Annotated in this window: 17 protein-coding genes; 9 read left to right on the forward strand and 8 right to left on the reverse strand. The window is 65.4% G+C overall.

Annotated elements, in window-relative coordinates; translation table 11 throughout:
- The first annotated feature begins 13 nt into the window (after positions 1-13).
- Positions 14-472 (forward strand): hypothetical protein, encoded by a 459-nt coding sequence (locus DNX69_RS02800; protein ID WP_110784491.1) that lies wholly within the window; start codon positions 14-16, stop codon positions 470-472.
- 199 nt (positions 473-671) lie between these two features.
- Here the strand turns inward: DNX69_RS02800 and ppc are convergent, their stop codons facing one another.
- Together ppc and DNX69_RS02810 are read right to left on the reverse strand one after the other, a co-directional pair.
- Entirely contained in the window at positions 672-3482 is a 2811-nt protein-coding gene (ppc, locus tag DNX69_RS02805; RefSeq protein ID WP_110784492.1) for a phosphoenolpyruvate carboxylase, read from the reverse strand.
- Positions 3483-3580: 98 nt separating this feature from the next.
- Positions 3581-4396, reverse strand: a complete 816-nt coding sequence (locus tag DNX69_RS02810; RefSeq protein WP_110784493.1) for a hypothetical protein — start codon at positions 4394-4396, stop codon at positions 3581-3583.
- A 282-nt stretch (positions 4397-4678) separates the two neighbouring features.
- Between DNX69_RS02810 and DNX69_RS02815 the strand changes: the two genes are divergently transcribed.
- The 3 genes from DNX69_RS02815 to DNX69_RS02825 all read left to right on the forward strand — a co-directional run bounded on the left by DNX69_RS02815 (position 4679) and on the right by DNX69_RS02825 (position 9584).
- Complete coding sequence (locus DNX69_RS02815) at positions 4679-5743, forward strand: YeiH family protein (RefSeq protein WP_110784494.1); 1065 nt, start codon at positions 4679-4681, stop codon at positions 5741-5743.
- Positions 5740-6630, forward strand: coding sequence for a LysR family transcriptional regulator (locus DNX69_RS02820; RefSeq protein ID WP_110784495.1), 891 nt, complete (start codon positions 5740-5742; stop codon positions 6628-6630). Before DNX69_RS02815 ends, DNX69_RS02820 begins: the two co-directional genes overlap by 4 nt.
- A gap of 158 nt (positions 6631-6788) precedes the next feature.
- Complete coding sequence (locus DNX69_RS02825) at positions 6789-9584, forward strand: ATP-binding protein (protein ID WP_110784496.1); 2796 nt, start codon at positions 6789-6791, stop codon at positions 9582-9584.
- On the opposite strand, the gene DNX69_RS02830 is transcribed toward DNX69_RS02825, so the two are convergent.
- Together DNX69_RS02830 and DNX69_RS02835 are read right to left on the reverse strand one after the other, a co-directional pair.
- Entirely contained in the window at positions 9581-11125 is a 1545-nt protein-coding gene (locus DNX69_RS02830; protein ID WP_110784497.1) for an acyl-CoA synthetase, read from the reverse strand. The genes DNX69_RS02825 and DNX69_RS02830 overlap by 4 nt on opposite strands.
- A 150-nt stretch (positions 11126-11275) precedes the next feature.
- Positions 11276-12088, reverse strand: a complete 813-nt coding sequence (locus DNX69_RS02835) for a crotonase/enoyl-CoA hydratase family protein (protein WP_110784498.1) — start codon at positions 12086-12088, stop codon at positions 11276-11278.
- A gap of 109 nt (positions 12089-12197) precedes the next feature.
- Between DNX69_RS02835 and DNX69_RS02840 the strand changes: the two genes are divergently transcribed.
- Entirely contained in the window at positions 12198-13070 is an 873-nt protein-coding gene (locus tag DNX69_RS02840) for an SDR family oxidoreductase (RefSeq protein ID WP_110784499.1), read from the forward strand.
- Between the two features lie 331 nt (positions 13071-13401).
- Positions 13402-14979, forward strand: a complete 1578-nt coding sequence (locus DNX69_RS02845) for a fatty acid--CoA ligase (protein WP_110784500.1) — start codon at positions 13402-13404, stop codon at positions 14977-14979.
- 504 nt (positions 14980-15483) lie between these two features.
- On the opposite strand, the gene DNX69_RS02850 is transcribed toward DNX69_RS02845, so the two are convergent.
- Positions 15484-16758, reverse strand: coding sequence for an acyl-CoA dehydrogenase family protein (locus tag DNX69_RS02850; protein WP_110784501.1), 1275 nt, complete (start codon positions 16756-16758; stop codon positions 15484-15486).
- A gap of 126 nt (positions 16759-16884) precedes the next feature.
- Here DNX69_RS02850 and DNX69_RS02855 point away from each other — a divergent pair, with 126 nt between their 5' ends.
- Positions 16885-17664, forward strand: coding sequence for an enoyl-CoA hydratase-related protein (locus DNX69_RS02855; RefSeq protein WP_110784502.1), 780 nt, complete (start codon positions 16885-16887; stop codon positions 17662-17664).
- Positions 17665-17879: 215 nt separating this feature from the next.
- Here the strand turns inward: DNX69_RS02855 and DNX69_RS02860 are convergent, their stop codons facing one another.
- The 3 genes from DNX69_RS02860 to DNX69_RS02870 are packed head-to-tail and all read right to left on the reverse strand — an operon-like array spanning position 17880 to position 20099.
- Entirely contained in the window at positions 17880-18278 is a 399-nt protein-coding gene (locus DNX69_RS02860) for a DUF6285 domain-containing protein (protein WP_110784503.1), read from the reverse strand.
- An 18-nt stretch (positions 18279-18296) separates the two neighbouring features.
- On the reverse strand, positions 18297-19292 hold the full coding sequence (locus DNX69_RS02865) for a phosphotransferase family protein (RefSeq protein ID WP_110784504.1): 996 nt from the start codon (positions 19290-19292) through the stop codon (positions 18297-18299).
- A 6-nt stretch (positions 19293-19298) separates the two neighbouring features.
- A complete protein-coding gene (locus DNX69_RS02870; RefSeq protein WP_110784505.1) occupies positions 19299-20099 on the reverse strand; it encodes an enoyl-CoA hydratase/isomerase in 801 nt (266 codons plus the stop codon).
- Positions 20100-20266: 167 nt separating this feature from the next.
- Here DNX69_RS02870 and DNX69_RS02875 point away from each other — a divergent pair, with 167 nt between their 5' ends.
- Both DNX69_RS02875 and DNX69_RS02880 read left to right on the forward strand, forming a co-directional pair.
- Positions 20267-21046 (forward strand): SDR family NAD(P)-dependent oxidoreductase, encoded by a 780-nt coding sequence (locus DNX69_RS02875; RefSeq protein WP_110784506.1) that lies wholly within the window; start codon positions 20267-20269, stop codon positions 21044-21046.
- 40 nt (positions 21047-21086) lie between these two features.
- On the forward strand, positions 21087-22601 hold the full coding sequence (locus tag DNX69_RS02880; RefSeq protein WP_110784507.1) for an acetyl-CoA acetyltransferase: 1515 nt from the start codon (positions 21087-21089) through the stop codon (positions 22599-22601).
- The last annotated feature ends 31 nt before the right edge of the window (positions 22602-22632 follow it).

Below are 22632 nucleotides of genomic sequence, written 5' to 3' on the forward strand. Positions count from 1 at the left end.
TGGGAGGATTGCCGTGGCCACAAACGACACGCGACTAGAAGAAGCGCATAAACACTTGAAGGAGCGAATCGAAAAGTACGATGACCGCATCTTAGCGGTATTGAAAGGACACCTCAGCGCCGAACAGAGCTTGAACGAGCTACTCAGGGCAGCCAAAAGGAGATGGAGACGACGTACCTTCGCCGGCAAAATCGATGTAGCTAAGCAGCTCTGTTTGCCGGATCTTAGTGAGCAACTATGGACGATACTAGAGAATGGCAACGATCTCCGCAACGCAGTTGCCCACGGCCACCAGGAGGGTACGATAAACCAACGAATGGCGCACCTGAAGAAGGCATTGCTAGCTTGGTCCTCTCCCGAACAGAAACCAGGTGTCGAAACAATGACTGACACCCAAATGGTTAGCACCGCGTTCTATTCAACGGGCAGCTTTCTGATTGTGGCCGCCATGAGGCTTGAAGGAAAATACTGAGTAGGTCGATGATTGCCATGACGGAATTCATAGCCCTTCAGTAGTCCACTAGCATTATCTGCAATAGCCGCAAGGTCGGTCAAAAGCAGACGTGTTCTCCGCAGCAGAGCTAGGCACTCTCGAATCCTGCAAACGTCACAAAGTCGCGTTCGACGCGTGGGCAGTGATCTTCGATCGCCCTGCCGCCGCCCCTTATCCCTCACCCACTATTCCGCAGCCCCGCCGAAATCCCGTTGATCGTCAGCTGCACGCCGCGGAGCACCTGTTCGTCCGGATCGTGACTGCGGTGTTCGCGCAGCAATTGGACCTGGACGTGGTTCAAGGGATCGAGATACGGGAAGCGGTGGCGGATCGAACGGTCGAGCAGCGGGTTGCTCTGCAGCAGATGGTCCTGCTGCATGATCGCCAAGAGATTGTCGATCGAGGAATGCCATTCGGCGCGGATGTGGCCGAAGATGCGATCGCGGATCGCGGTGTCTTCGACCAGCTCGGCGTAGCGCGAGGCGATCCCGATCGAGCTCTTCGACAGCACCATGTCCATGTTCGACAAGAGCGTGCGGAAGAACGGCCACTCCTGATACATCGTCTGCAGGAACGCGATGCCCTTGTCAGGGTGCTCGGTGACCCAGGCCGACACCGCGCTGCCGAAACCGTACCAGCCCGGCAGCATCAGCCGGCACTGCGCCCATGAGAATACCCAGGGGATCGCGCGCAGGTCCTCGATCGCGCGGGTCTTCTTGCGCGAGGCCGGACGGCTGCCGATGTTCAGCGTCGAGATCTCGTTGATCACGGTGGACGCCCAGAAGTAATCGACGAAGCCGTCGGTCTCGTAGACCAGGCCGCGATACGCCTTGAAGGCGAGCGCCGAGAGCTCTTCCATCGCCTCGAGATAATCGCGATGCGGCGCCACCCGCTTCGGCTGCAGCAGGCTCGCTTCCAGCGTCGCGGCAGCGAGGATCTCGAGGTTGTTGCGGCCGACTTCGACGTTGGAATATTTGCTGGTGATGATCTCGCCCTGCTCGGTGATGCGGATCTGGCCGTTCACCGCGCCGCCCGGCTGCGCCACGATCGCGTCGTAGCTCGGGCCGCCGCCGCGGCCGACCGAGCCGCCGCGGCCATGGAACAGCCGCAACCGCACGCCGTGACGCTCGAAGATCTCGATCAGCCCGATCTCGGCCTTGTACAGCTCCCAGCCCGAGGTGACGAAGCCACCGTCCTTGTTGCTGTCGGAATAGCCGAGCATCACCTCCTGCACCGAGCCGCGGCTGTCGACCAGCCGGCGATATTCCGGAATCGCCAGCAGCCGGTCCATGATCTTGGCGCAGGCCTGCAGGTCCTCGATGGTCTCGAACAGCGGCACCACGTTGATGGCGCTGCGCCCGGACGGATCGATCAGCCCGACCTCCTTGAGCAGCACCGCGACTTCCAAGAGGTCCGAGACGCCCTTGGTCATCGAGATGATGCATTGGGGGATCGCCGCCGCGCCGTAAGTCGCGTGCGCCTTCGCGGCTTCGCGGAACACCGCGAGCTCGCCGACGGTCTCGTCGCTGTATTTGACAAACATCGAGGTCAGCGGCCTCGTGCTGCGCAGCTCGCTGATCAACAGCGCGATCCGCGCTTCCTCGTCGAGCACCGCATAAGACGTGCCGGGCCGCGCCGCGTCCATCAGTTCACCGACAGTGCGCTCGTGCACCGCCGAATTCTGCCGCATGTCGAGACAGGCGAGATGGAAGCCGAAGCAGTCGATCGCGCGGCGGAGCTGGCGCAGCCGGCCGCGCGCGATCACGCCGGAATTGTGCGTGGTCAGCGACAGATGGATGGCATCAAGATCGGCCTTGAAGTCCTGTGCGCTGGCGTAAGGCTCGGCCTCGCCGACCGGGGCGCGGAGGTTCTCGACCTCGAGCGCGACCGCCGTCGCCGCGAGCCGCGCATAGATGCCGGACACCGCGAGGCGATACGGCTCGTACTTGCGATGCGGCGAGGTGTCGGGCGAGGTCTCGGCCAGCGCCTTGACGGTGTCGGTGATGCCGGCGAGATGCGAGGCCAGCGACAATTCCGAGCCGAGTTCGTGCAGCTCTTCGAGATAATAGCGCAGCACGCGGCTGCTCTGCAGCTTCAGGGTGCCGTGCAGCACCTCGGCGGTAACGAACGGGTTGCCGTCGCGGTCGCCGCCGATCCAGCTTCCCATTCGCAGGAAGCTCGCCAGCTCACCTTCGCTGTTCACGCCCTCGGCCTTGGCCGCATCGGCGAGCCGATCCTCCAGCGCACTGTGCAGCCGCGGCACCTCGCGCAGGAAGGTGTAGTCGTAGAACGACAGGCCGTTGGTGACTTCGTCCAGCACGGTCAGCTTGGTCCGGCGCAGCAGGTTGGTCTTCCACAGCGTCTCGACGGCGCGGCGCAGCCGCTCCTCGTTGTCGGCCCATTCGTCGGCGGTCAGTTGCACCCGGTCGCGCTGATCGAGCAGCGATGCGATCTGCATCTCGCGATCCATCGTGCTCTTGCGCCGCACCTCGGTCGGATGCGCGGTCAGCACCGGGCTGACCAAGGCGCTGGCGAAGAACTTGCGCAGCTCGGCGGCGCTGATCCCCTCCTGGCGCGCATGCGCCAGCGTCTTGGCGAGCAGCCCGGCGCGCGGCGCCGAGCCCGCGGTCGAGCCGGCGCGCATCTGGCGGATGTTGTTCTGGTCCTCGGCGATGTTGGCAAGGTGCGAGAAGTAGCTGAAAGCGCGCACGATCCGCATCGTGTCCGGGATCGACATACCGTCGAGGATGGCGGCGAGCTCGGCGCGCGCGGTCGTGTCGTCGTCGCGGTGGAAGCGGATCGAGGTCTGGCGGATGTTCTCCACCAGATCGAACACGCTCTGGCCCTCCTGGTCGCGCACGGTGTCGCCGAGGATGCGGCCGAGCAGCCGGATGTCGTTGCGCAGCCGGGTTTCGGCCTCGATCGCCGCCGCGTCGTCGGGACGATCGGAGCCCGGCGCGAGGCCGGCGGACGGATTAGGTGACGACATCGCAACCCTCCAGGACACCACCGGCATCCTGAAGTATTTTGTGCACCGCACGCAAGGTCAAGAATGGCGGTGCCGCCGTGCAACCGCCCCAAGCGGCGTCAGCGCGCGCCCGAGATGTTGCGGACATTGTCCGGCGGCGACTCGCGCGGCGGGGTCTCGGGGTCGGCCGACGCCCCAGTGTCCGACGGTAACACCGGCTCGGCGAGAGACGGTGTCGGTGCGGGCGTCGGTGCCGGCGGCGGCATTGGAATCGGCGCCGAAACCGGCGTTTCATACAGCGGCGGCTGCGGTACCGGTCGTGCGCTGGTACCGGCCGGCTGCTGCGGCGTCGACGGCGGTGGTGTGAACGGCTGCTCGAACAGCGGCGGCGCGGCCGGTTCCGAGCGGCGCTTGGCCCAGAAGAACGGGACGATGATCGCCACGATCAGGCCGAGGATCAGCATGATCAGCAGCGAGGACTGCTGCAGGAAGGCGATCGCCGGGACGCTGATGCCGAGGATCACGCCGACCGCTGCGACCCGCCAGGTCCGCATATGCAACCCGGCGGTGAAGGTGCCGAGCGCCAGCAGGGTCAGCACGCCGAGCGCGCTGGCGAGCCCGCTGACCTGCCGCGTCACTTGCAGCGACATCAGCTCCATCGCGACCAGCACCGCACCCCAGTGCAGCACCTGGGTCAGCACCAGCCGGACCCGATGTTCGCTGGTTTCGGTTTCGGGCCAGCCGGCGGCGATGCAGATCAGTCCGATCAGCGGCGTCAGGATCACCCAATACAGACTGTCCTGCACGAAGCTGGTGTAGGCGACGCCCACCACCGCCAACAGCAGCATCAGCAGATACGGCCACTCCCGCAACATAAAGCCGCCGAGGCCAGAATGCCATTTCGCGCGAGGCGCGTCGGATTGCAGGTTGGTCATGGTGGATCCCTCCGGCTGCCCTGTGTAGCACGGAACCGGTTGGTGCGGCTGCTCGATCGCGCGCCTTGGTGAGCGAGCAGTCAACCGCCAGTCGCAGGCGCAGCAGGACGGCAACGGCCGGACGCCGCCGCGGTTCCACGCCGGAACGATCGCGGAGGCTTGGCACCTCTCAGTACCGCTCCTGCACCCAAACAATCGATCATGTCGATTGATTTAAGAAAAACAATCTGTTTGATTGATTGATAAGCGGAAGCGATGGATTGGCCAACAAGGAGCCGATCCATGACCGTGATTGCCGATGAGAAACGCAAGCCTCACCCTCACCGCCGCGCCGCTCATTTCGGGCGCCACCTCGCCGCGATCGCGCCCGGAGTGCTGGTGACCGCCGGGATCGCCGCCGCCGCGGTCGGCCTCCGCGCGATTCCGGGCATGCCCGGGATCTCGCCGATGCTGCTGGCGATCCTCATCGGCATTGTCGCGCACAATGCCATCGGCACGCCCGCTTGGGCGGTGCCCGGCGTCAAGTTCAGCCTGCGCCGCGTGCTCCGCTTCGCCATCATCCTGCTCGGGCTTCAGCTCACCACCGCACAATTGATCGAGGTCGGCGGCGAAGGTCTCGCAATCATCGCGGCGACGCTGCTCGCCACGTTCAGCTTCACGGTGTGGTTCGGCCGCCTGATCGGCGTCGACCGCAAGCTGGCCGAACTGATCGCCGCCGGCACCTCGATCTGCGGCGCATCGGCGATCATCGCCACCAACACCGTCACCCGCGCCGACGACGAGGACGTCGCCTACGGCGTCGCCTGCGTCACCGTGTTCGGCTCGCTGGCGATGGTGATCTATCCGCTGCTGCAGGGCGTGTTCGGCCTCGATGCTCACGGCTTCGGCCTGTGGACCGGTTCCTCGATCCACGAGATCGCGCAGGTCGTCGCCGCCAGCTTCCAGGGCGGCCAGAGCGCAGGTGAATTCGGCACCATCGCCAAGCTGTCGCGGGTGATGATGCTGGCGCCCCTGGTGATCGGGCTCGGCATGATGGCACGCCGCCGTGCCCGGCATCAGCCCGCCGGCGACCGCAGCGCGACACCGCCGATGCCGTGGTTCGTGCTCGGCTTCGTGGCGATGATCGGGGTCAACCAGTTTGTCGCGATCCCGCACGAAGCCAAGAGCTGGATCGTGGCGATCACCGCGTTCCTGCTGTCGATGGCGCTGGCCGCGATGGGGCTGGAGACGGACCTGCGCAAGCTCGCCGCACGCGGCCTGCGCCCCGCGTTGCTCGGCCTCACAGCCGCGCTGTTCATCGCCAACTTCTCGCTGGCGCTGATCAAACTCACAGGATGGCACGGATGACATTGGAGCAGCTCCGCATCTTCATCGCGGTCGCCGAACAGCAACACATGACCCGCGCCGCGAGCGGACTGCATCTCACCCAATCGGCCACCAGCGCGGCGATCGCCGCGCTGGAAGCGCGTCACGGCATCAAGCTGTTCGACCGCATCGGCCGCGGCATCGCACTGACCCAAGCGGGGCACGACTTTCTCGGCGAAGCGCGCGCCGTGCTCGCCCGCGCCCGGGCTGCCGAACAGGCGCTCGACGACATTGCAGGCCTGAGGCGCGGCTCGCTCAGCCTCGCCGCCAGCCAGACCGTGGGTAATTACTGGCTGCCGCAGCGGTTGCTGCGGTTTCAGCAGCGCTATCCCGGGATTGCGCTGCTGCTGACGATCGCCAACACCGAGCAGGTCGCGACCGCGGTGCGCGACGGCCGCGCCGATCTCGGTCTCGTCGAAGGCGAGGTCGACGAGCCGCAGCTCAGCACCACCCCGATCGGCGGCGACGAACTCGTCATCGTGGTCGGCAGCGACCATCCCTGGCGCACGCTGGCGCGGCTGACGGCAGCCAAGCTCAGCACCACCGGCTGGGTGCTGCGCGAACGCGGCTCCGGCACGCGTGCGATGTTCGAGGCGGCGCTGCGCCGCGCCGGACTGGCCTTGTCCGATCTCGACGTGCGCCTGGAACTGCCGTCCAACGAAGCGATCCGCGCCGCGGTCGAAAGCTCCGATTGCGCCACCGCGATCTCCGCACTTGTCGCCGCATCGTCGCTCGCCGCCGGCACGCTGCACCGCTTGCGATTCGATCTGCCGCAGCGCGCATTTCATCTGCTGCGACACAAAGAGCACAGCCAGAGCCGCGCGGAGAATGCACTACTTGCTGAATTATCGGCAGTGCCCGCAAGTTAACTGGCACGCGGGTACCATCCCTGTTGCTGCGAATTCATGGTTCCAAGAAGAGGAACTCACCAGGATGTAACTATCCAAAGAAAACTACGCGGATTTGCCACGTAACGTTGCAGCGCCGCGACAGCCATGCGTAGCATTGCAACCTAGGAGGGCAGCGAGTGCGCAAGGGGCTGACGCTTTCGACCAGGTTGGCGATCCTGGTCGTATCAACCGTGGTGCTGACCGCGATCGGGGTCGGCTACCTCGGCTATCGCAACATTGCGCCGGTTGCTGTCGAACGGACGCTGGGGGCGATCAACGCCAACGCGGGCTGGCAGGCGCGCGAACTGTCGCACTTGGTCGGCGGCGCCGCTGCCGACCTGCTCGGCTTCCGCCACATCATCGGCATCGACGATCTGATCGAACTCAGCGCGGATCCGTCAAAGACCGAAGCCGGCGGCGTCAGCCTGCCGGTATGGCGCGGGCGGATCGGCCGGCGGCTGGCGCTCGAGCTCGAGAACAAACCCGACTTCATGCGCTACCGGTTGATTGGTCTCGCCGACCAGAGCCGCGACATCGTCCGGGTCGAACGTGAGCCGGATGGCAACGTCCGGATCGTTCCCGATAGCGACCTGGCGTTCATGAACGCGCGCGCGTTTCAGTTCGGCCTCACCGCCCGCGACGGCGAAACGTTGATCTCCGGCGTTGAATTCGAGCCGATCGACCCGAAAGCCGACAAGAATGCGCAGCACGACGCCTCGCAGCTTCGCCCGATCATCCGGGTGGTCACGCCCGTGTTCGCCAGCAACGGCCAGCGCTTCGGCATTCTGACCGCAACGATCGATCTGCGCCGACCATTTCAGCGGCTGAACAATCCGGTGCTGCCGTCTTCGAAGATCTACGTGGTCGATCGCAGAGGACACTACCTGTTCCATCCGGACGCGCCGCACGGCATCGCCGCCAGCATCCCCTCCTCCGTGAAACTAGAGTTTCCCGCGCTCGCCGAGGCGCTGGACTCGGGCCGCTGGACTCCGGCCGTGATTCCCAACCGCCACGGGGACCGGTTCGGCGTCGCGCTTCAGCCGATGAGAATTGACGACGAGACGCCGCTGGCGCTGGTTGAAGTGATTCCCGAGCAGGACATGATCCGCAGCCCGATGCTGGTGTGGGCCAAGTCGACATTGATCGGCGGTAGCTTCGCGGTGCTGGTGGCGATCATACTGTCCGTGAGCTTCGCCCGTGGTCTGGCCCGGCCGCTGGCGGACATGACGCGCGCGGTCACCAGCCTCGGCAGCGGCGCCCCGCTCGCGCTGCCGCGCAATGCCAGCGGTGAGATCGGCATCCTGGTCGAGGCGTTCTCCGCGACGATACGGGAGGCGCGCGACAAGACCGCTGCGCTTCGCCGCGAGAAGGAGATCTTCGAGTCGATCACCACCGCGATGGCCGAAGCCGTGCTGCTGATCGATACCAACGCCAGCGTGCTCTATGAGAACCCTGCCGCCATGGCGCTACGCACCTCGTCGACCGGCATCACCGGACCGAACTGGGAACGCTCGATCGAGATGTTCATGACGGACGGCGTGACGCCGCTTCCGATCGCACAACGTCCCGGACGACGAGCCCTGACCGGCGAGCTGGTCGACCGGTTCGAGCTGGTGGTGCACGTCCTCGGCAGCGACAAGTACGTCGACGTCTCCGGCAATGCGCGGCCGATCCGCGATGCCGATGGCGCGATCAGCGGCGCGGTCTTGGTGTTCACCGACGTCTCCGAATTGAAGGAGACCGAGCGGCGATTGCATCAGGCACAGAAACTGGAGGCGATCGGTCAGCTCACCGGCGGCGTCGCTCACGACTTCAACAACATGCTGACGGTGATCAGCGGCACCGCCGAGATCCTGCTCGACGAGCTGGCCGACCGGCCCGATCTCGTCACCATCGCCAAGATGATCGATCAAGCCGCCGAGCGAGGCGCCGACCTGACCCGGCAATTGCTCGCATTCGCCCGCAAGCAGCCGCTGCAGCCACGCAGCATCGACGTCAACACCGTGGTGTCGAACATCAAGCAGCTGCTGCGCCCGACCATCGGCGAGCACATCGCGATCGATATGCAGCTCGCGCCCGACATCGACCCTGCTCTGATCGATCCGTCGCAATTGTCGTCGGCGCTGCTTAATCTCGCCGTCAATTCCCGGGACGCGATGCCTGACGGCGGCAAGCTGCTGTTCGAGACCGCCAATGTGACGCTCGACGACGACTACGCCGAGCACCATCCCGAAGTCAGGCCAGGCCGCTACGTGATGATCGCGGTCAGCGACTCCGGCGTCGGCATGACTCCCGAGGTGCTCGAGAAGGCGTTCGAGCCGTTCTTCACCACCAAGATCGTCGGCAAGGGCACCGGGCTTGGGCTGAGTATGGTGTACGGCTTCGTCAAACAGTCGAACGGACACATTCAGATCTACAGCGAGGAGCAGCACGGCACCACGATCCGGCTGTATCTCCCGCGCGCCGAGTCGAGCGCCGATGTCCTGCCCCCGGCCGCGCCGATCGAAGGCGGCACGGAGACGATCCTGCTAGTCGAAGACGACGAATTGGTGCGCAACTTCGCGCTGGTTCAGCTCCGTGGCCTCGGCTATCGCACCATCGCGGCGGAGGACGGCGCAGCGGCGCTCGCGGAAGTGAAGCGCGGCACACCGTTCGACCTATTGCTCACAGATATCATCATGCCCGGCGGCATGAACGGCCGCGAGCTCGCCGACGCGGTGGCGCGGCTGCGGCCGGTGAAGGTGCTGTACACCTCGGGCTACACCGAAAATGCGATCGTGCACCACGGCCGGCTCGACCCCGGTGTGCTGCTGTTGTCGAAGCCATTCCGCCGCGCCGATCTGGCGCGGCTGGTCCGCACCGCGCTGACCCGCGGGGATCACCGGCCGCCCAACGATTCCGCGAGCACCCGTCGCAAGAGTGCGGCGAGTTAGATCACCCGTCCCGCATTCACCCAATACGGGTCGCGCAGGCGACGCTTGAAGATCTTGCCGGAGTCCTCGCGCGGCAGTTCCGGCATGATCTTGATGTGCTTGGGCACCTTGTAGTCGGCGAGCGCCAGTTTGAGCTGAGACCGAATGAAGCTCTCGTCCAGCGTTACCCCCGGCTGCGGCTCCAGCATCGCCATCAGTGCTTCACCGAACTCGGCATCGGGAATGCCGAACACCGCGCAATCATGCACACCCGAAACGGCGTGCAGCGCCGCCTCGATTTCTGCCGGATAAATATTGACGCCTCCGGAAATCACCATGTCGCGCTTGCGATCGCAGATGAAGACGTAGCCGTCCTCGTCGATGTAGCCGACGTCACCGGAGGTGATGAAGCCGTCGCGGTCGATCTCGGCGCGCTTCTCCGGCTTGTTGTGATAGGTGAAGTCCGGATTGCCGGCGATCCGCGAGAAGATCTCGCCGATCTCTCCCTGCGGCAGTTCCTTGCCGTCGTCGTCGATGAACTTCAGCTCGGCGCCGTGCGCGATCTTGCCGACGGTGCCGGGCTTGCTGAGCGCGTCCTCGGACGTCGCGAAGGTCACCGCACCGGATTCGGTCGAGCCGTAGAATTCGTAGATCACCGGGCCCCACCACTCGATCATCGCACGCTTGACGTCGGCCGGGCACGGTGCTGCGGCGTGGATGACGTGACGCAGCGACGAGACGTCGTACTTGGCGCGCACCTCCGCCGGCAGCTTCATCAGCCGAATGAACATCGTCGGCACCATGAACACGGTGTCGATCTTGTGCTCCTGCACCAACGCCAAGAATTCCTCCGGGTGGAATCGTGGCATCAGCACCAGCACGCCGCCGAGCTTGCCGGCGCGGATGCCGAACGAGTTCGGCGCCGAGTGATACAGCGGGCCCGGGCACAGCGCGCGTACCTGGGGCTTCAACCCGTAGATCGTCGCCCGCATCTTCTCGGCATGCGCCGCCTGCTCCGGGGTCGGCGCGAACCGCTTGACGCCCTTCGGATGGCCGGTGGTGCCGGAGGTGTAGATCATGTTCTGCGGCTGTGGCATCGTCGGGCCGTCATACGGCTTCTGCTGCGCCAACCAGCCGTCGAGATCGATCGCATTGTTCGGCGGCGACAGATGACCCTCCGCGATCTTGTAATTGGCGATCACTTCCGGCGGCGTCGGCACGCTGAGCACGGTGAGGTCCGCCGGAATCGCGGCGGCGACGCTGTGCAACAGGTCGGCGTGGCCGATCAGCACCCGGGTCGCGGAATCGCCGATGATGTAACCGACTTCCTCCGGCTTGAAATGCCAGTTCACCGGCACCGCATAGGCGCCGAGCGTCATCACGCCATAGACCGCTTCCATGAAGGCGATGTCGTTGCGCATCAGCACGCAGACGCAGTCGCCGGGCTTGACGCCGAGCGCCTGCAGGCCGCCGGCGATGGCCGCGACACGCGCGTTCAGCTCGTCGAAGCTGCGGCGGTGATCGCCGGAAATGATGCCGTGATAAAGCTGGTTCTCGGACACAGTTACTCTCCGATTCTCGAGGTCGGGTTTGCGCCGCAGCGGCCGCGATCGCGGCGCACGCCGTGGCGAGATGATGCAGGGCTTATACGTGAAGACGCCGCGCGATGCGCGCGGCGTCCCCCCAAATCGTCATGTATTTGGCGCGTAGCGCTATGCGTCGGTGAAGTTGGGCGCGCGCTTCTCCAGGTTAGCGCGCACTGCTTCGGTCTGGTTCGGCGAGCCGATCAGCTTCTGCTGTTCGACGCTTTCGGCGAGCAGTGCCGGGCCGGGATCGACCGAGAGGCTGTTCATCATCCGCTTGGCGGCACGGATCGCGTCCGGATTCTTGCCGGCGATCTCGCGCGCCATCTCCAGCGCAGCCTGGTACGGATCATCGACCACTTTGGTGGCGAGGCCGAGGCTCACCGCTTCCTGCGCGCCGACGATGCGGCCGGTATAGGTCAGCTCGCGCAGCACGTCGTCGCGCAGCAGCGTCGACAGGATCGGCGTGCCCGCCATGTCCGGCACCAGACCCCATTTGATTTCCATTATCGACATTCTGGCGTCCGGCGCCATCAGCCGGATGTCGGCGCCGAGCGCGAGCTGACAGCCGCCACCGAACGCGACGCCGTGCACCGCAGCAATCACCGGCACCGGCAGCATCCGCCACCCCCACACCGCCTGCTGCGCCGCATTGGCCTGGCCGTGGGTGCGCTTGGTCAGGTCACGAAGTTCGCCTCCCGGAATTCCGTTGCCGCCGCTCTCCTTCATCGCGGCGAAACGTCCCATGTCGAGGCCGGCGCAGAATGCCTTGCCCTCGCCGGACAGCACCACGGCGCGCACGCCCTTCTCCCGCGCGAGCCGCTCGGTGGTGCTCACCAATGCCTCGAACATCGCAGCATCAAGCGCATTCATCTTGTCCGCGCGTACCAGCCGGACATCGGCGACGCCGTCGGTGATCGTCACCGAAACGCGATCGTTCATCGGGCAGTTCCTCTGTTGTTTTGCATTGGGCGGCTACAGAAAAGCGTTGTCGGGATTTAGTCAATCGCCTAATTAACGACCACCTTCAACTTTTCCGGGCGGTTTCTTCATGTTCACAGATCAGCTTCTCGCAGGCCGTCGAATCCTCATCACCGGCGGCGGCACCGGCCTCGGCAAGGCGATGGCCGCGCGCTTCCTGCAGCTCGGCGCCGAAGTCCACATCTGCGGTCGCCGCAAGGGCGTCTGCGACGAGACCGCGACCGAGCTGATGGATCAGTACGGCGGCAAGGTGATGACCTACGGCGTCGACATCCGCGACGCCGCGGCGGTCGACCACATGGTCGAGACCATCTTCGAGAGCGGGCCGCTCACCGACCTGATCAACAACGCGGCGGGAAATTTCATCTCGCGGAGCGAGGATCTTTCCCCGCGCGGCTTCGACGCCGTTGCCAACATCGTGATGCACGGCACGTTCTACGTCACCCACGCAGTCGGCAAGCGCTGGATCGCCGGCGGCCATCGCGGCAACGTGGTGTCGATCACCACCACCTGGGTGCGCAACGGCAGCCCCTATGTGGTGCCGTCGGCGATGAGCAAGTCGGCGATCCACGCCATGACGATGTCGCTGGCCACCGAATGGGGCAAATACGGCATTCGCCTGAACACCATTGCGCCGGGCGAAATTCCGACCGAAGGCATGAGCAAGCGGATCAAGCCCGGCGACGAAGCCGGCGCTCGCACCATCAAGATGAATCCGATGGGCCGCGTCGGCACCATGGAAGAGCTGCAGAACCTCGCCACCTTCCTGATCTCCGGCGGCTGCGACTGGATCAGCGGCGAGACCATCGCGATGGACGGCGCGCAGGGCCTCGCCATGGGCGGCAACTTCTACCAGCTCCGCGACTGGAGCAACGACGACTGGGAAAACGCCAAGGCCTCTATCAAAGCCCAGAACGAGAAGGACCGCGCGCAGCGGGGGTAAACTCCCGCCGGTTCGTCATGGCCGGGCTCGACGGTGCGGGTTGCTACGCCAACCCATGCTCACCACCGTCATCCCCCGCGGATGCGGGGATCCAGTCATACGGATCGTCTGCGGCTGACCACGAACGCTCTGCAATACTGGGTCGCCCGGACCAGCCGGGCGATGACCACGTTGTCAGCCATTGTGCCCTGCAACGCCGCCCCGCTCTACTCTCGCCGCGGGATTTGCTTCTCGCGCGCGACACTCCCTCCCGCTTGTATTTGCCTGCGAAGCGCGGCAGACTTCGTGCAAAACGACAAGCAAAGAACTAACAACATCCCAGGGAGTGACAATGTCCGAGGCAGCCGAGCCAGCTACGTTGGCCGACGTGATCCGTGCGCAGGCCAAGACCCGCGGCGACGAAATTGCCTACGAGTTCGAAGGCCGCATCAGCAGCTTCGCTGATTTTGATCGCCACACCAATCAGGTCGCCCGCGCGCTGCAGGCCTCCGGCGTGCAGCCGAACGAGCGGATCGCCTATTTGGGCAAGAACAGCGACATCTATTTCGAGCTGTGGAGTGGCGCGATCAAGGCCAAGGCGGTGATGGCACCCGTGAACTGGCGGCTGGCCGGGCCGGAGATCGCCTACATCGTCGAGGACTGCAAGGCCGCGATCCTGTTCGTCGGTCCGGAATTCGTCGATCAGGTGCGCGGCCTCAAGGAGCTGATCCCGAGCGTGCGCCACATCATCACCACCGAGGGCGGCGCGCCGGAGTGGCAGGACTTCACCAAATGGCGCGACGCGCAGCCTGGCGACGACCCGCAGGTTGCGATCGCGCCGTCCGATATCGCGATCCAGCTCTACACCTCCGGCACCACCGGCAAGCCGAAGGGCGCGATGCTCAGCCACGCCAACTTCCTGTCGCTGGTCCGCGCCGGCCAGGACAACAAGCCGGAGTGGAACCGATGGTCGCCCGACGACGTCTCGCTGGTGGCGATGCCGGTGTTTCACATCGGCGGCTCCGGCTGGGGCATGATGGGGATCTATCACGGCGCCAAGGGCGTGATCGCTCGTGAATTCGATCCGACCAAGGTGCTCGATTTCTTCGAGCAGTCCGGCATCACCAAGCTGTTCATGGTGCCCGCCGCGATGCAGTTCGTGGTGCGGCAGCCGCGCGCCCGCGAGGTCGATTTCTCACGGCTGAAATACATGCTGTACGGCGCCTCCCCGATTCCGGCGGCGCTGCTGAAGGAATGCATCGAGGTGTTCAAATGCGGCTTCGTGCAGATGTACGGCATGACCGAGACAACCGGCACCATCGTGGCGCTGCCGCCGGAGGATCACGTCGAGGGACTGGAGCGGATGCGCTCGGCCGGCAAGGCGCTGCCCGGCGTCGAGATCGCGATCCTCGATCCCGACGGCAAGCCGCTGCCGCCGCGGCAGGTCGGCGAGATCGCCACCCGCTCCGGCTCCAACATGGTTGGCTATTGGAATCTGCCCGACGCCACCAAGAAGACGATCGATGGTGACAACTGGCTGCGCACCGGCGATGCCGGCTACATGGACGAGGACGGCTACGTCTACATCCACGACCGCATCAAGGACATGATCATCTCGGGCGGCGAGAACATCTACCCGGCCGAGGTCGAGAGCGCGATCTGCGATCACCCCGACGTCGCCGAAGTCGCCGTGGTCGGCGTGCCGGACGATCAGTGGGGCGAAGCGGTGAAAGCCGTGGTGGTGATGAAGCCCGGCAAGGAAGCCACCGCGCAGGACATCATCGGCTTCACCCGCACCCGCATCGCCGGCTACAAGACCCCGAAGTCGATCGACTTCATCCCGGCCCTGCCGCGCAACGCCTCCGGCAAAATCCTCCGCCGCCAGCTCCGCGATCCGTATTGGAGCGGCAAGGATCGGCAGGTGAACTGAGCGCAGCGTTCAGCTACCCACATCCACCGTCGTCATCGCCCGGCTCGTCCGGGCGACCCAGTATCGCAGAGCACTCGTCGCTCTGCGATGCATTTGCCGCGAGCGCCCTCGCATACTGGATCCACCGCATGCGCGGGGGATGACGTTTGTAAGCGGGGCAATTGCCTATCAACCTGACAAACGTCGTGCGCGGGCTCGACCCGCGCATCCATCGCGCGTCAGCACGCTAAACCAGCACCGTCATTCCGAGCCGCGAGCGTAGCTCGCGAACCGGAATCCATAACCACAGTGGTCGCGTTAAGCCACCGCGTGGCAAACACTTACTCACACGGCAAAGCCAGGGAATATGGATTCCGGGTTCGCGCTTCGCGCGCCCCGGAATGACGACGGAGAGGTTCTGCGTGTAGCGCCGTAGGGTGGGCAAAGCGAAGCGTGCCCACGCCCGACTTACGTAACGCCGCGCGTGGCACGGCGCTGCGCGCCTTTGCTCACCCTACTGATAGTTCACCGCTTGTTCGCCCCCATATAGCCGAACAGGAATCCCGCGACCTTACGAATCTGGATTTCTTCGCTGCCTTCGGTGATGCGATAGCGGCGGTGGTGGCGGTAGATGTGTTCGAACTGCTTGTGGCGCGAATAGCCGATGCCGCCGTGGACTTGAATCGCGCGATCGGCCGCCTGGCCGCACAGCCGGTTCGCCCAGTAGTTACACATCGACACCTTGTCGGACAGCGTGTGCTCGACCTGCGCCTGGGTCATCTGATCCATCTCCCACGCAGTCTTGCGGATCAGAAGCCGCAGCATCTCGGCTTGCGTCGCCAGCTCGACCAGCGGAAACTGGATCGCCTGGTTGCGCGCCAATTCCTCGCCGAACGGCTTTCGCTCGCGCGCGTATTTGACGCTTTCATTGATGCAGTACACCGCCGCGCCGAGCGAACTCGCCGCCTGGCGGATGCGGTTCTCGTGCACGAAGCATTGCGCCAGCGATAGGCCGCGGCCGACCTCGCCGAACAGCGCCTCCTCGGTGACGAACACGTCCTTGAACGACACCCGCGGATGGTCGGTCGGCATGTTGAAGGTCCAGAGATATTCCTCGACCTTCACGCCCGGCGCATCGGCCGGCACCAGGAAGCAGGTGATGCCGCGCGCGTCGCCGTCATTGCCCGAAGTGCGGGCGAACAGCGCGCAATGCGTGGCGACGTGCATCCCCGTCGTCCACATCTTCTCGCCGTTGATCACCCAGCCTTTCTTGCCGTCGCGCGTCGCCGGCTCCGCCCGCGTTTCCATGTGCGTCGCGTCGGAGCCGTGATCGGGCTCCGTCAAACCAAATGTGATGCGATACTTGCCCTTGATCGAGCCGTCGATCATCGCCTTCTGATCGTCGCGGCCGTACAGATCGAGCATCTTCACGATCGGAAAATTGCCGACGATCGAGTGCTCGTTCTGCAGATCGTTGTGCAGGCCGAGGCCCTGCGAGGCGAAGTGCTCGCGGATCACCGCCATCCAGAGATTGCTGCCGTCCTGACCGCCGTAGCGCTTCGGGATCGCGAAGCGCAAATGCCCGGCGTCGTCGGCGAGGTTCTTCGCCTTGCGCAGCAGCTCTTCCCATTCGTGGCGCGGCAGACCGCCGTTCTCGAAATCGGTGCGCGCCCATTCGCGGCGATGATCGAAGAAGCGGATGTTATCATCCGCCTGTTCCAGCGGCTTGATCTTGGCGTCGATGAAGCGATCGAGTTCGGCCAGATAGGCGACCAGATCCGGCGGCAGAGAAAAATCCAAGGCGTGCTCCCACGGTCTTCGTGTTGTTGTTGATTGTGTTAAGCGAGCGATTAACATGCGCCGCGCGCGACAAGTCAAGCGCGCTTCAGCCGCATCAATTCTGCTCAACGAAAAAAGGAAACGTCGATGGCGCTGCAATTCTCCACCGTGACCCGCAAGGGCCCGATCACCATCGTGACGCTGTCGCGGCCGGAGGTGTACAACGCACTGCACACCGACGCGCATTACGAACTCGAAGGCGTGTTCAACGACTTCGCGGCGGATCCCGAGCAGTGGGTGGCGATCGTCACCGGTGCCGGCGACAAGGCGTTCTGCGCCGGCAACGATCTGAAGTGGCAGGCCAGCGGCGGCAAGCGCGGCTGGGGCGAGACGGGCTTCGGCGGACTGACGTCGCGGTTCGATTGCGACAAGCCGATCATCGCCGCGGTCAACGGCGTGGCGATGGGCGGCGGCTTCGAGATCGCGCTCGCCTGCGATCTGATCATCGCGTCGGAAAACGCGGTGTTTGCGCTGCCGGAGCCGCGCGTCGGCCTCGCGGCGCTGGCCGGCGGCCTGCATCGTCTGCCCCGCCAGATCGGCTTGAAACGCGCGATGGGGATGATCCTCACCGCCCGCCACGTCAAGGCGCAGGAAGGCTACGAGCTCGGCTTCGTCAACGAGGTCGTGCCGCAAGGCGAAGCGCTCGCCGCGGCGGAGCGCTGGGCCGAAACCATCTGCACCGTTTCCCCGATGTCGATCCGCGCCTCGAAGCAGACGCTGTCGCGCGGGCTGGAAGTGTCGCTGCCGCAAGCCATCGCCGAGCAGCGCGACTACCCGGCGGTGAAAGCGATGGTGGCGTCGCAGGACTACATCGAGGGCCCGAAAGCGTTCTCGGAGAAGCGCGCGCCGAACTGGCAGGGGAAGTAGTTCGGTCGCAAATATCTCCACGTCATTGCGAGGAGCGCAGCGACGAAGCAATCCAGAAGCTCAGTGCAAAGGGACTGGATTGCTTCGCTCCGCTCGCAATGACGAAGGACCACCTCTCGTTCGTCATTCCGGGGCGCGAGCGTAGCGAGCCTCGAAGGATGCGGCGACGAATGCTTGCGGCTCATCCTTCGAGGCCGTCGCTTCGCGACGGCGCCTCAGGATGACGCAGCCTCTTTGGATTTGCTTCCCTGCATCTCCCGGCGATAGCTCGCGTAGTTCGGCTGGTCGACCGCGAGCTTGGCCAGCGTGGTGCGCCACAGATGATCCTTCACGCCGGGCGTCGACAGATCGACCGCACCGGAGGCGATGCGATCGGCGAGTTCAGCGTTGAGATCGACCAACGAGCCGTCGCGGCCGAGCAGCGCCTTCAGGCTGGCATGCTCCGCAGCGTCGCTCTCGCCGGCCTGCGTCAACTGCCGCGTCACCAGGTCGAGCGCGTTGATGCCGACGCGCAGCTTGAAGGCGGCGTGGCCGGAGATCTGCGGCGCGATCTGATCGCGCAGAAAATCCGCCACCGCCTTGATCAGTTCGTCGGGCCTCGGTTCGTCCTGCATTGCTGCCTCGTTGAATGATTAGCTGCGCGGCGCCAGCAGGCGCAGCAGATCGATCTCGGTCTCCGACGAGCGGCGGCCGATCATCGCGCGCTCCATCGAATGATCCGGCCCCTGACGGAAGCGCTGCATCATGCCGCAGCACATGATGCCCCAGCGCAGCGTGCCCATCACTTCCCAGAACTTGACCCGGTCCGGATCCACGGTGCCGCCCGCGGCTTCGTAACCTTGGAACATCTCCTCGCGTGAGCCGAGCCCGCCGACCGGTTTGTCGATCTCGCCGAATCGCCAGGAGTTGACGCAGATCCAGCCGAGGTCTTCCATCGGATCGCCGCGATGCGCCAGCTCCCAATCCAGCACGGCGCGAACGCCGTCCGGGCCGATGATCAGATTGCCGTGGCGGAAATCGCCGTGCACCAATGTGATCGCTTGCGACGCGCCGGGATCGTGGTCCGCGAGCCAGCGCAACGCCAGCTCGAACACCGGGCGCGGCCAGCCCATGCTGCGATAATCGTCGCGCAGCAGACCGATCTCCTCGGTTGAACTGATGGTGCGCAAGCTCGGCAGCGCGGCGCTGTCGATGCCGTGCAGGCCGGCGAGGATCGTGCCGATCTGTCGCGCTAGCTTCGGTCGCGCGTCTGCGAATTCATCGTCGCGGAGGATCTTGCGCGGGATGGTTTCGCCATCGACGCGCCGCATCACAAAGCCGGCACCGAGCGCGTCGGCCTCGGTGAGAACGTGCAGCACCTGCGGCGACGGCACGCCGGCCTCGTAGGCGAGCCGCATCAGTTCGGCTTCGACATCGAGTCCCGCGGCGCGACCCGACACGCTACCGTAGCCCGGCGGCGAGCGGCGCAGGATCGCGGCGATGTCGCCCTCCGGCCGCTCGATCACGAACGACCAGGTCTCCTGGCTCGCGCCGCCCGAGAGCTGCGCGGCGGCGCGAATTCCCGTCGCGCCCGCGCACCAGCGTCGAACGCTGCGCGCGAGCGCGTCCACGAAAGCGGCTTGAGCCATCCGCGGTTATTTGCCCTTGAACTGCGCGGGACGCTTCTCAAGGAACGCTCCGACGCCTTCCTTGAAGTCGTCGGTCGAGCCGGCGACGCGCTGGCATTCGAATTCGAGGTTGAGCTGCTCTTCGAACGAATTCTCGGGCGAATCCCAGTACAACTTGCGGATCAGCGACAGCGCGATGGTCGGGCCGTTGGCGAGGTCGTGCGCCAGCTTCATGGTTTCGGTCCACAGCTCGGCGTCCTCGTACACGCGATTGACCAGGCCCCACTCCAGCGCCTTGTCGGCCGGCAGCTTCTCGCCGAGCAACGACAATTCGACCGACCGCGCCTTGCCGACCAGGCGCGGCAGCAGCCAGGTCGAGCCGCAATCCGGCACCAGGCCGATGCGGCGGAACGCCTGCAGGAAGTACGACGACTTAGCGCACAGGATCATATCGCCCATCAGCGCGAAGCTCATGCCGGCGCCCGCCGCCGGACCGTTGACCGAGGTGACGATCGGGCAATGCAGCCGGCGCAGCCGACGCAGGAACGGGTGGAAAGCGGTTTCGAGCGCGGCGCCCGCGCCCTTGCCGCTCTGACTCATGTTGTTGCCGGAGTTGCGCCCCTGCAGATTGGCACCGGTGCAGAACGCGCGACCGGCACCGGTGATCACCAGGCAGCGCACCTCGGCGCGCTTCTCCTCGATCGCATCGAGCGCTTCGCCGAGGCCGCCCAGCATGTCGATCGACACCGCGTTCATCACCTCCTGATGATCGAGCTTCAGGATCGCGACGGCACCGTCGAAATCGAGCGTGACGTGTTTGAACTGCATAGTTTCCTCGCGCTATCGGTTCGCGGTTATTCCGCGCTGTGGAAGGGTTTTGCGACGTGAAAGCATATTTGATTTTTGCGACGCGCTTGTCCATGGTCCTGCATCGATCACAGCGCGCGCACGGTAGGCAGGGTGTAGCGCGCGACACACAAAAATGGAAACGCTGGATGAGCATTTTCGATCTGAGCGGCCGCGTTGCAGTGGTCACTGGGGGCAATGGTGGTATCGGCCTCGGCATGGCCCAGGCGCTGGCCGCGGCGGGCTGCAACGTCTCGATCTGGGGACGCAACGCGGTGAAGAACCATGCCGCTGTCGCGACCATGGCGAAAGCCCCCGGCAAGGTCGACGCCCAGATCTGCGACGTCACCGATCCGGCCTCGGTCAAGGCAGCGATGGACGCCACGCTGCAGGCGTTCGGCCGGGTCGACGGCTGCTTCGCCAATGCGGGCATCGGCGGCGGCGGCCGGCAGGCCTTCATCGACCGCACCGAAGAGCAGTGGCGCGAGATGTTCGCCACGAATCTCGACGGCGTGTTCCACGCGTTCCAGGCCGCGGCGCGGCACATGACCGAGCGCGCCGCCGACGGTGATCCGTTCGGCCGGCTGGTCGCGACCTCGAGCCTCGCTTCGATCTTCGGCACCGCGCGCAACGAGCACTACGCGGCCACCAAGGCGGCGATCAACGCGCTGGTGCGCGCGCTCGCGGTCGAGCTAGCGCGCTACGGCATCACCGCCAACGCGATCCTGCCGGGCTGGATCAAGAGCGACATGACCGCCGGCATCATGGGCAACGACAAGTTCGTCGCCAACGTCATGCCGCGCATTCCGGTGCGCCGGTTCGGCGAGCCGGAAGACTTCGGCGGCATCGCGGTGTATCTGATGAGCAAGGCGTCGTCGTATCACACGGCCGACACCTTCGTGATCGACGGTGGCTACACCGCGTTCTGACGACGCTTCCACCAACCTGCCAAACAACAAGAAGCAACAAATGCCGACCACGCTCCCGCCCGAACGCATTCCCGTCATCGCCGGTGTCGGAGAAATCGCCGACCACCCCAAGGACATCGCGCAAGGGCTGGAGCCGCTGGCGCTGCTCGAAGCCGCCGTGCAACGCGCCGGCGACGACAGCGCCGCGAGCCTGCTGCCGCAGATCGACTCGCTCGACGTCGTCAATTTCCTGAGCTGGCGCTATCACGCGCCAGCCGACCAACTGGCGAGCCGGCTCGGCGTCGCACCGCGGCACTGCTTCTACGGGCCGGTCGGTGGCGAGAGCCCGATCCGCTTCATCCACGAAGCCGCACTGCGGATCGCCCGCGGCGAAGCACAGGTCGCCGTGGTCTGCGGCGCTGAGGCGCAGTCGACCGCGACCAAGGCGGCGCGCGCCAAGCTCGATCTGCCGTGGACGCCGTTCGCCCACGATGCGCCCGAGCCGAAGCGCGGCGCGGCGTTTCAGCAGCCGATCGCCTCGACGCTCGGGGTCGCGCGGCCGATCACGGTGTATCCGCTGTACGAGGCCGCAACCGCGGCGCATTGGGGCCAGACTCCGCGTCAGGCGCTCGGCGAATCCGGCGTGCTGTGGTCACGCTACGCGGCCGAGGCCGCGCGCAATCAGAATGCCTGGATCAAGCGTGCCTTCGCGCCAAACGAGATCACCACGCCGTCGCCCGACAATCGGCTGATCGCCTGGCCCTACACCAAGCTGATGGTCGCCAATCCGAGCGTCAATTTCGGCGCCGCGGTGCTGCTCACTTCGCTGGCGAAGGCGCGCGAGGCCGGAATTCCCGAGAGCAAGCTGATCTACATCCATGGCGGCGCCTCCGCCGAAGAGCCGCGCGATTACCTCGCCCGCGATCAGTTCGTGCAGAGCCACGCGCAGAACGCCGTGCTGGAAACCATCAAGGCGATGGTCGGCGGCGACGGCCGGAGCTTCGACGCGATCGAGCTGTACTCCTGCTTCCCGGTGGTGCCGAAGATGGCGCGGCGGACGCTCGGTCTCGGCGACGACGTCGAGCCGACGGTGACCGGCGGCCTCACTTTCTTCGGCGCGCCGCTCAACACCTACATGACGCACGCCGCCTGCGCGATGGTCCGCCGCCTGCGGGACGGCGCCAAGCTCGGCCTTTTGTACGGCCAGGGCGGCTTCGTCACCAAGCACCATGGCCTCGTCGTTTCACGCACGCCGCAGCAGCAGGCGCTGAGCGAAGACGTCAGCGTCCAGGCCAAAGCGGACGCGGCGTATGGCGTCGTGCCGCGCTTCGTCACCGAAGCGAGCGGCGACGGCACGGTCGAGACCTTCACGGTGATCTACGACGGCCGCGGCCAAGTGCAGCACGGCGTAGTGATGCTGCGCACTGCCGACAATGCCCGCGCGCTGGCACGTGTGACGGCGCAGGACCAGGCGACACTGGCGTTCCTGAGCGACATGGATCGCAGCCCAGTCGGCACGCGGGGACCGATCTCGACCGCGGCCGACGGCGTCCTAGAGTGGCGGCACGCCGGTTAGTTAGGAACTTCAGAGCGACCGAGCTACACCC

Source organism: Rhodopseudomonas palustris (assembly GCF_003226555.1).
GTDB classification, from domain to species: domain Bacteria; phylum Pseudomonadota; class Alphaproteobacteria; order Rhizobiales; family Xanthobacteraceae; genus Rhodopseudomonas; species Rhodopseudomonas palustris_I.

Bases quoted from the DNA above. Each gene is read 5' to 3' on its own strand.
- DNX69_RS02860 (WP_110784503.1), bottom strand. From the start codon at position 18,278: ATGCAGGACGAACCGAGGCCCGACGAACTGATCAAGGCGGTGGCGGAT.
- DNX69_RS02855 (WP_110784502.1), top strand. From the start codon at position 16,885: ATGGCGCTGCAATTCTCCACCGTGACCCGCAAGGGCCCGATCACCATC.
- DNX69_RS02880 (WP_110784507.1), top strand. From the start codon at position 21,087: ATGCCGACCACGCTCCCGCCCGAACGCATTCCCGTCATCGCCGGTGTC.
- DNX69_RS02870 (WP_110784505.1), bottom strand. From the start codon at position 20,099: ATGCAGTTCAAACACGTCACGCTCGATTTCGACGGTGCCGTCGCGATC.
- DNX69_RS02835 (WP_110784498.1), bottom strand. From the start codon at position 12,088: ATGAACGATCGCGTTTCGGTGACGATCACCGACGGCGTCGCCGATGTC.
- DNX69_RS02820 (WP_110784495.1), top strand. From the start codon at position 5,740: ATGACATTGGAGCAGCTCCGCATCTTCATCGCGGTCGCCGAACAGCAA.
- DNX69_RS02815 (WP_110784494.1), top strand. From the start codon at position 4,679: ATGACCGTGATTGCCGATGAGAAACGCAAGCCTCACCCTCACCGCCGC.
- ppc (WP_110784492.1), bottom strand. From the start codon at position 3,482: ATGTCGTCACCTAATCCGTCCGCCGGCCTCGCGCCGGGCTCCGATCGT.
- DNX69_RS02875 (WP_110784506.1), top strand. From the start codon at position 20,267: ATGAGCATTTTCGATCTGAGCGGCCGCGTTGCAGTGGTCACTGGGGGC.
- DNX69_RS02845 (WP_110784500.1), top strand. From the start codon at position 13,402: ATGTCCGAGGCAGCCGAGCCAGCTACGTTGGCCGACGTGATCCGTGCG.
- DNX69_RS02810 (WP_110784493.1), bottom strand. From the start codon at position 4,396: ATGACCAACCTGCAATCCGACGCGCCTCGCGCGAAATGGCATTCTGGC.
- DNX69_RS02865 (WP_110784504.1), bottom strand. From the start codon at position 19,292: ATGGCTCAAGCCGCTTTCGTGGACGCGCTCGCGCGCAGCGTTCGACGC.
- DNX69_RS02840 (WP_110784499.1), top strand. From the start codon at position 12,198: ATGTTCACAGATCAGCTTCTCGCAGGCCGTCGAATCCTCATCACCGGC.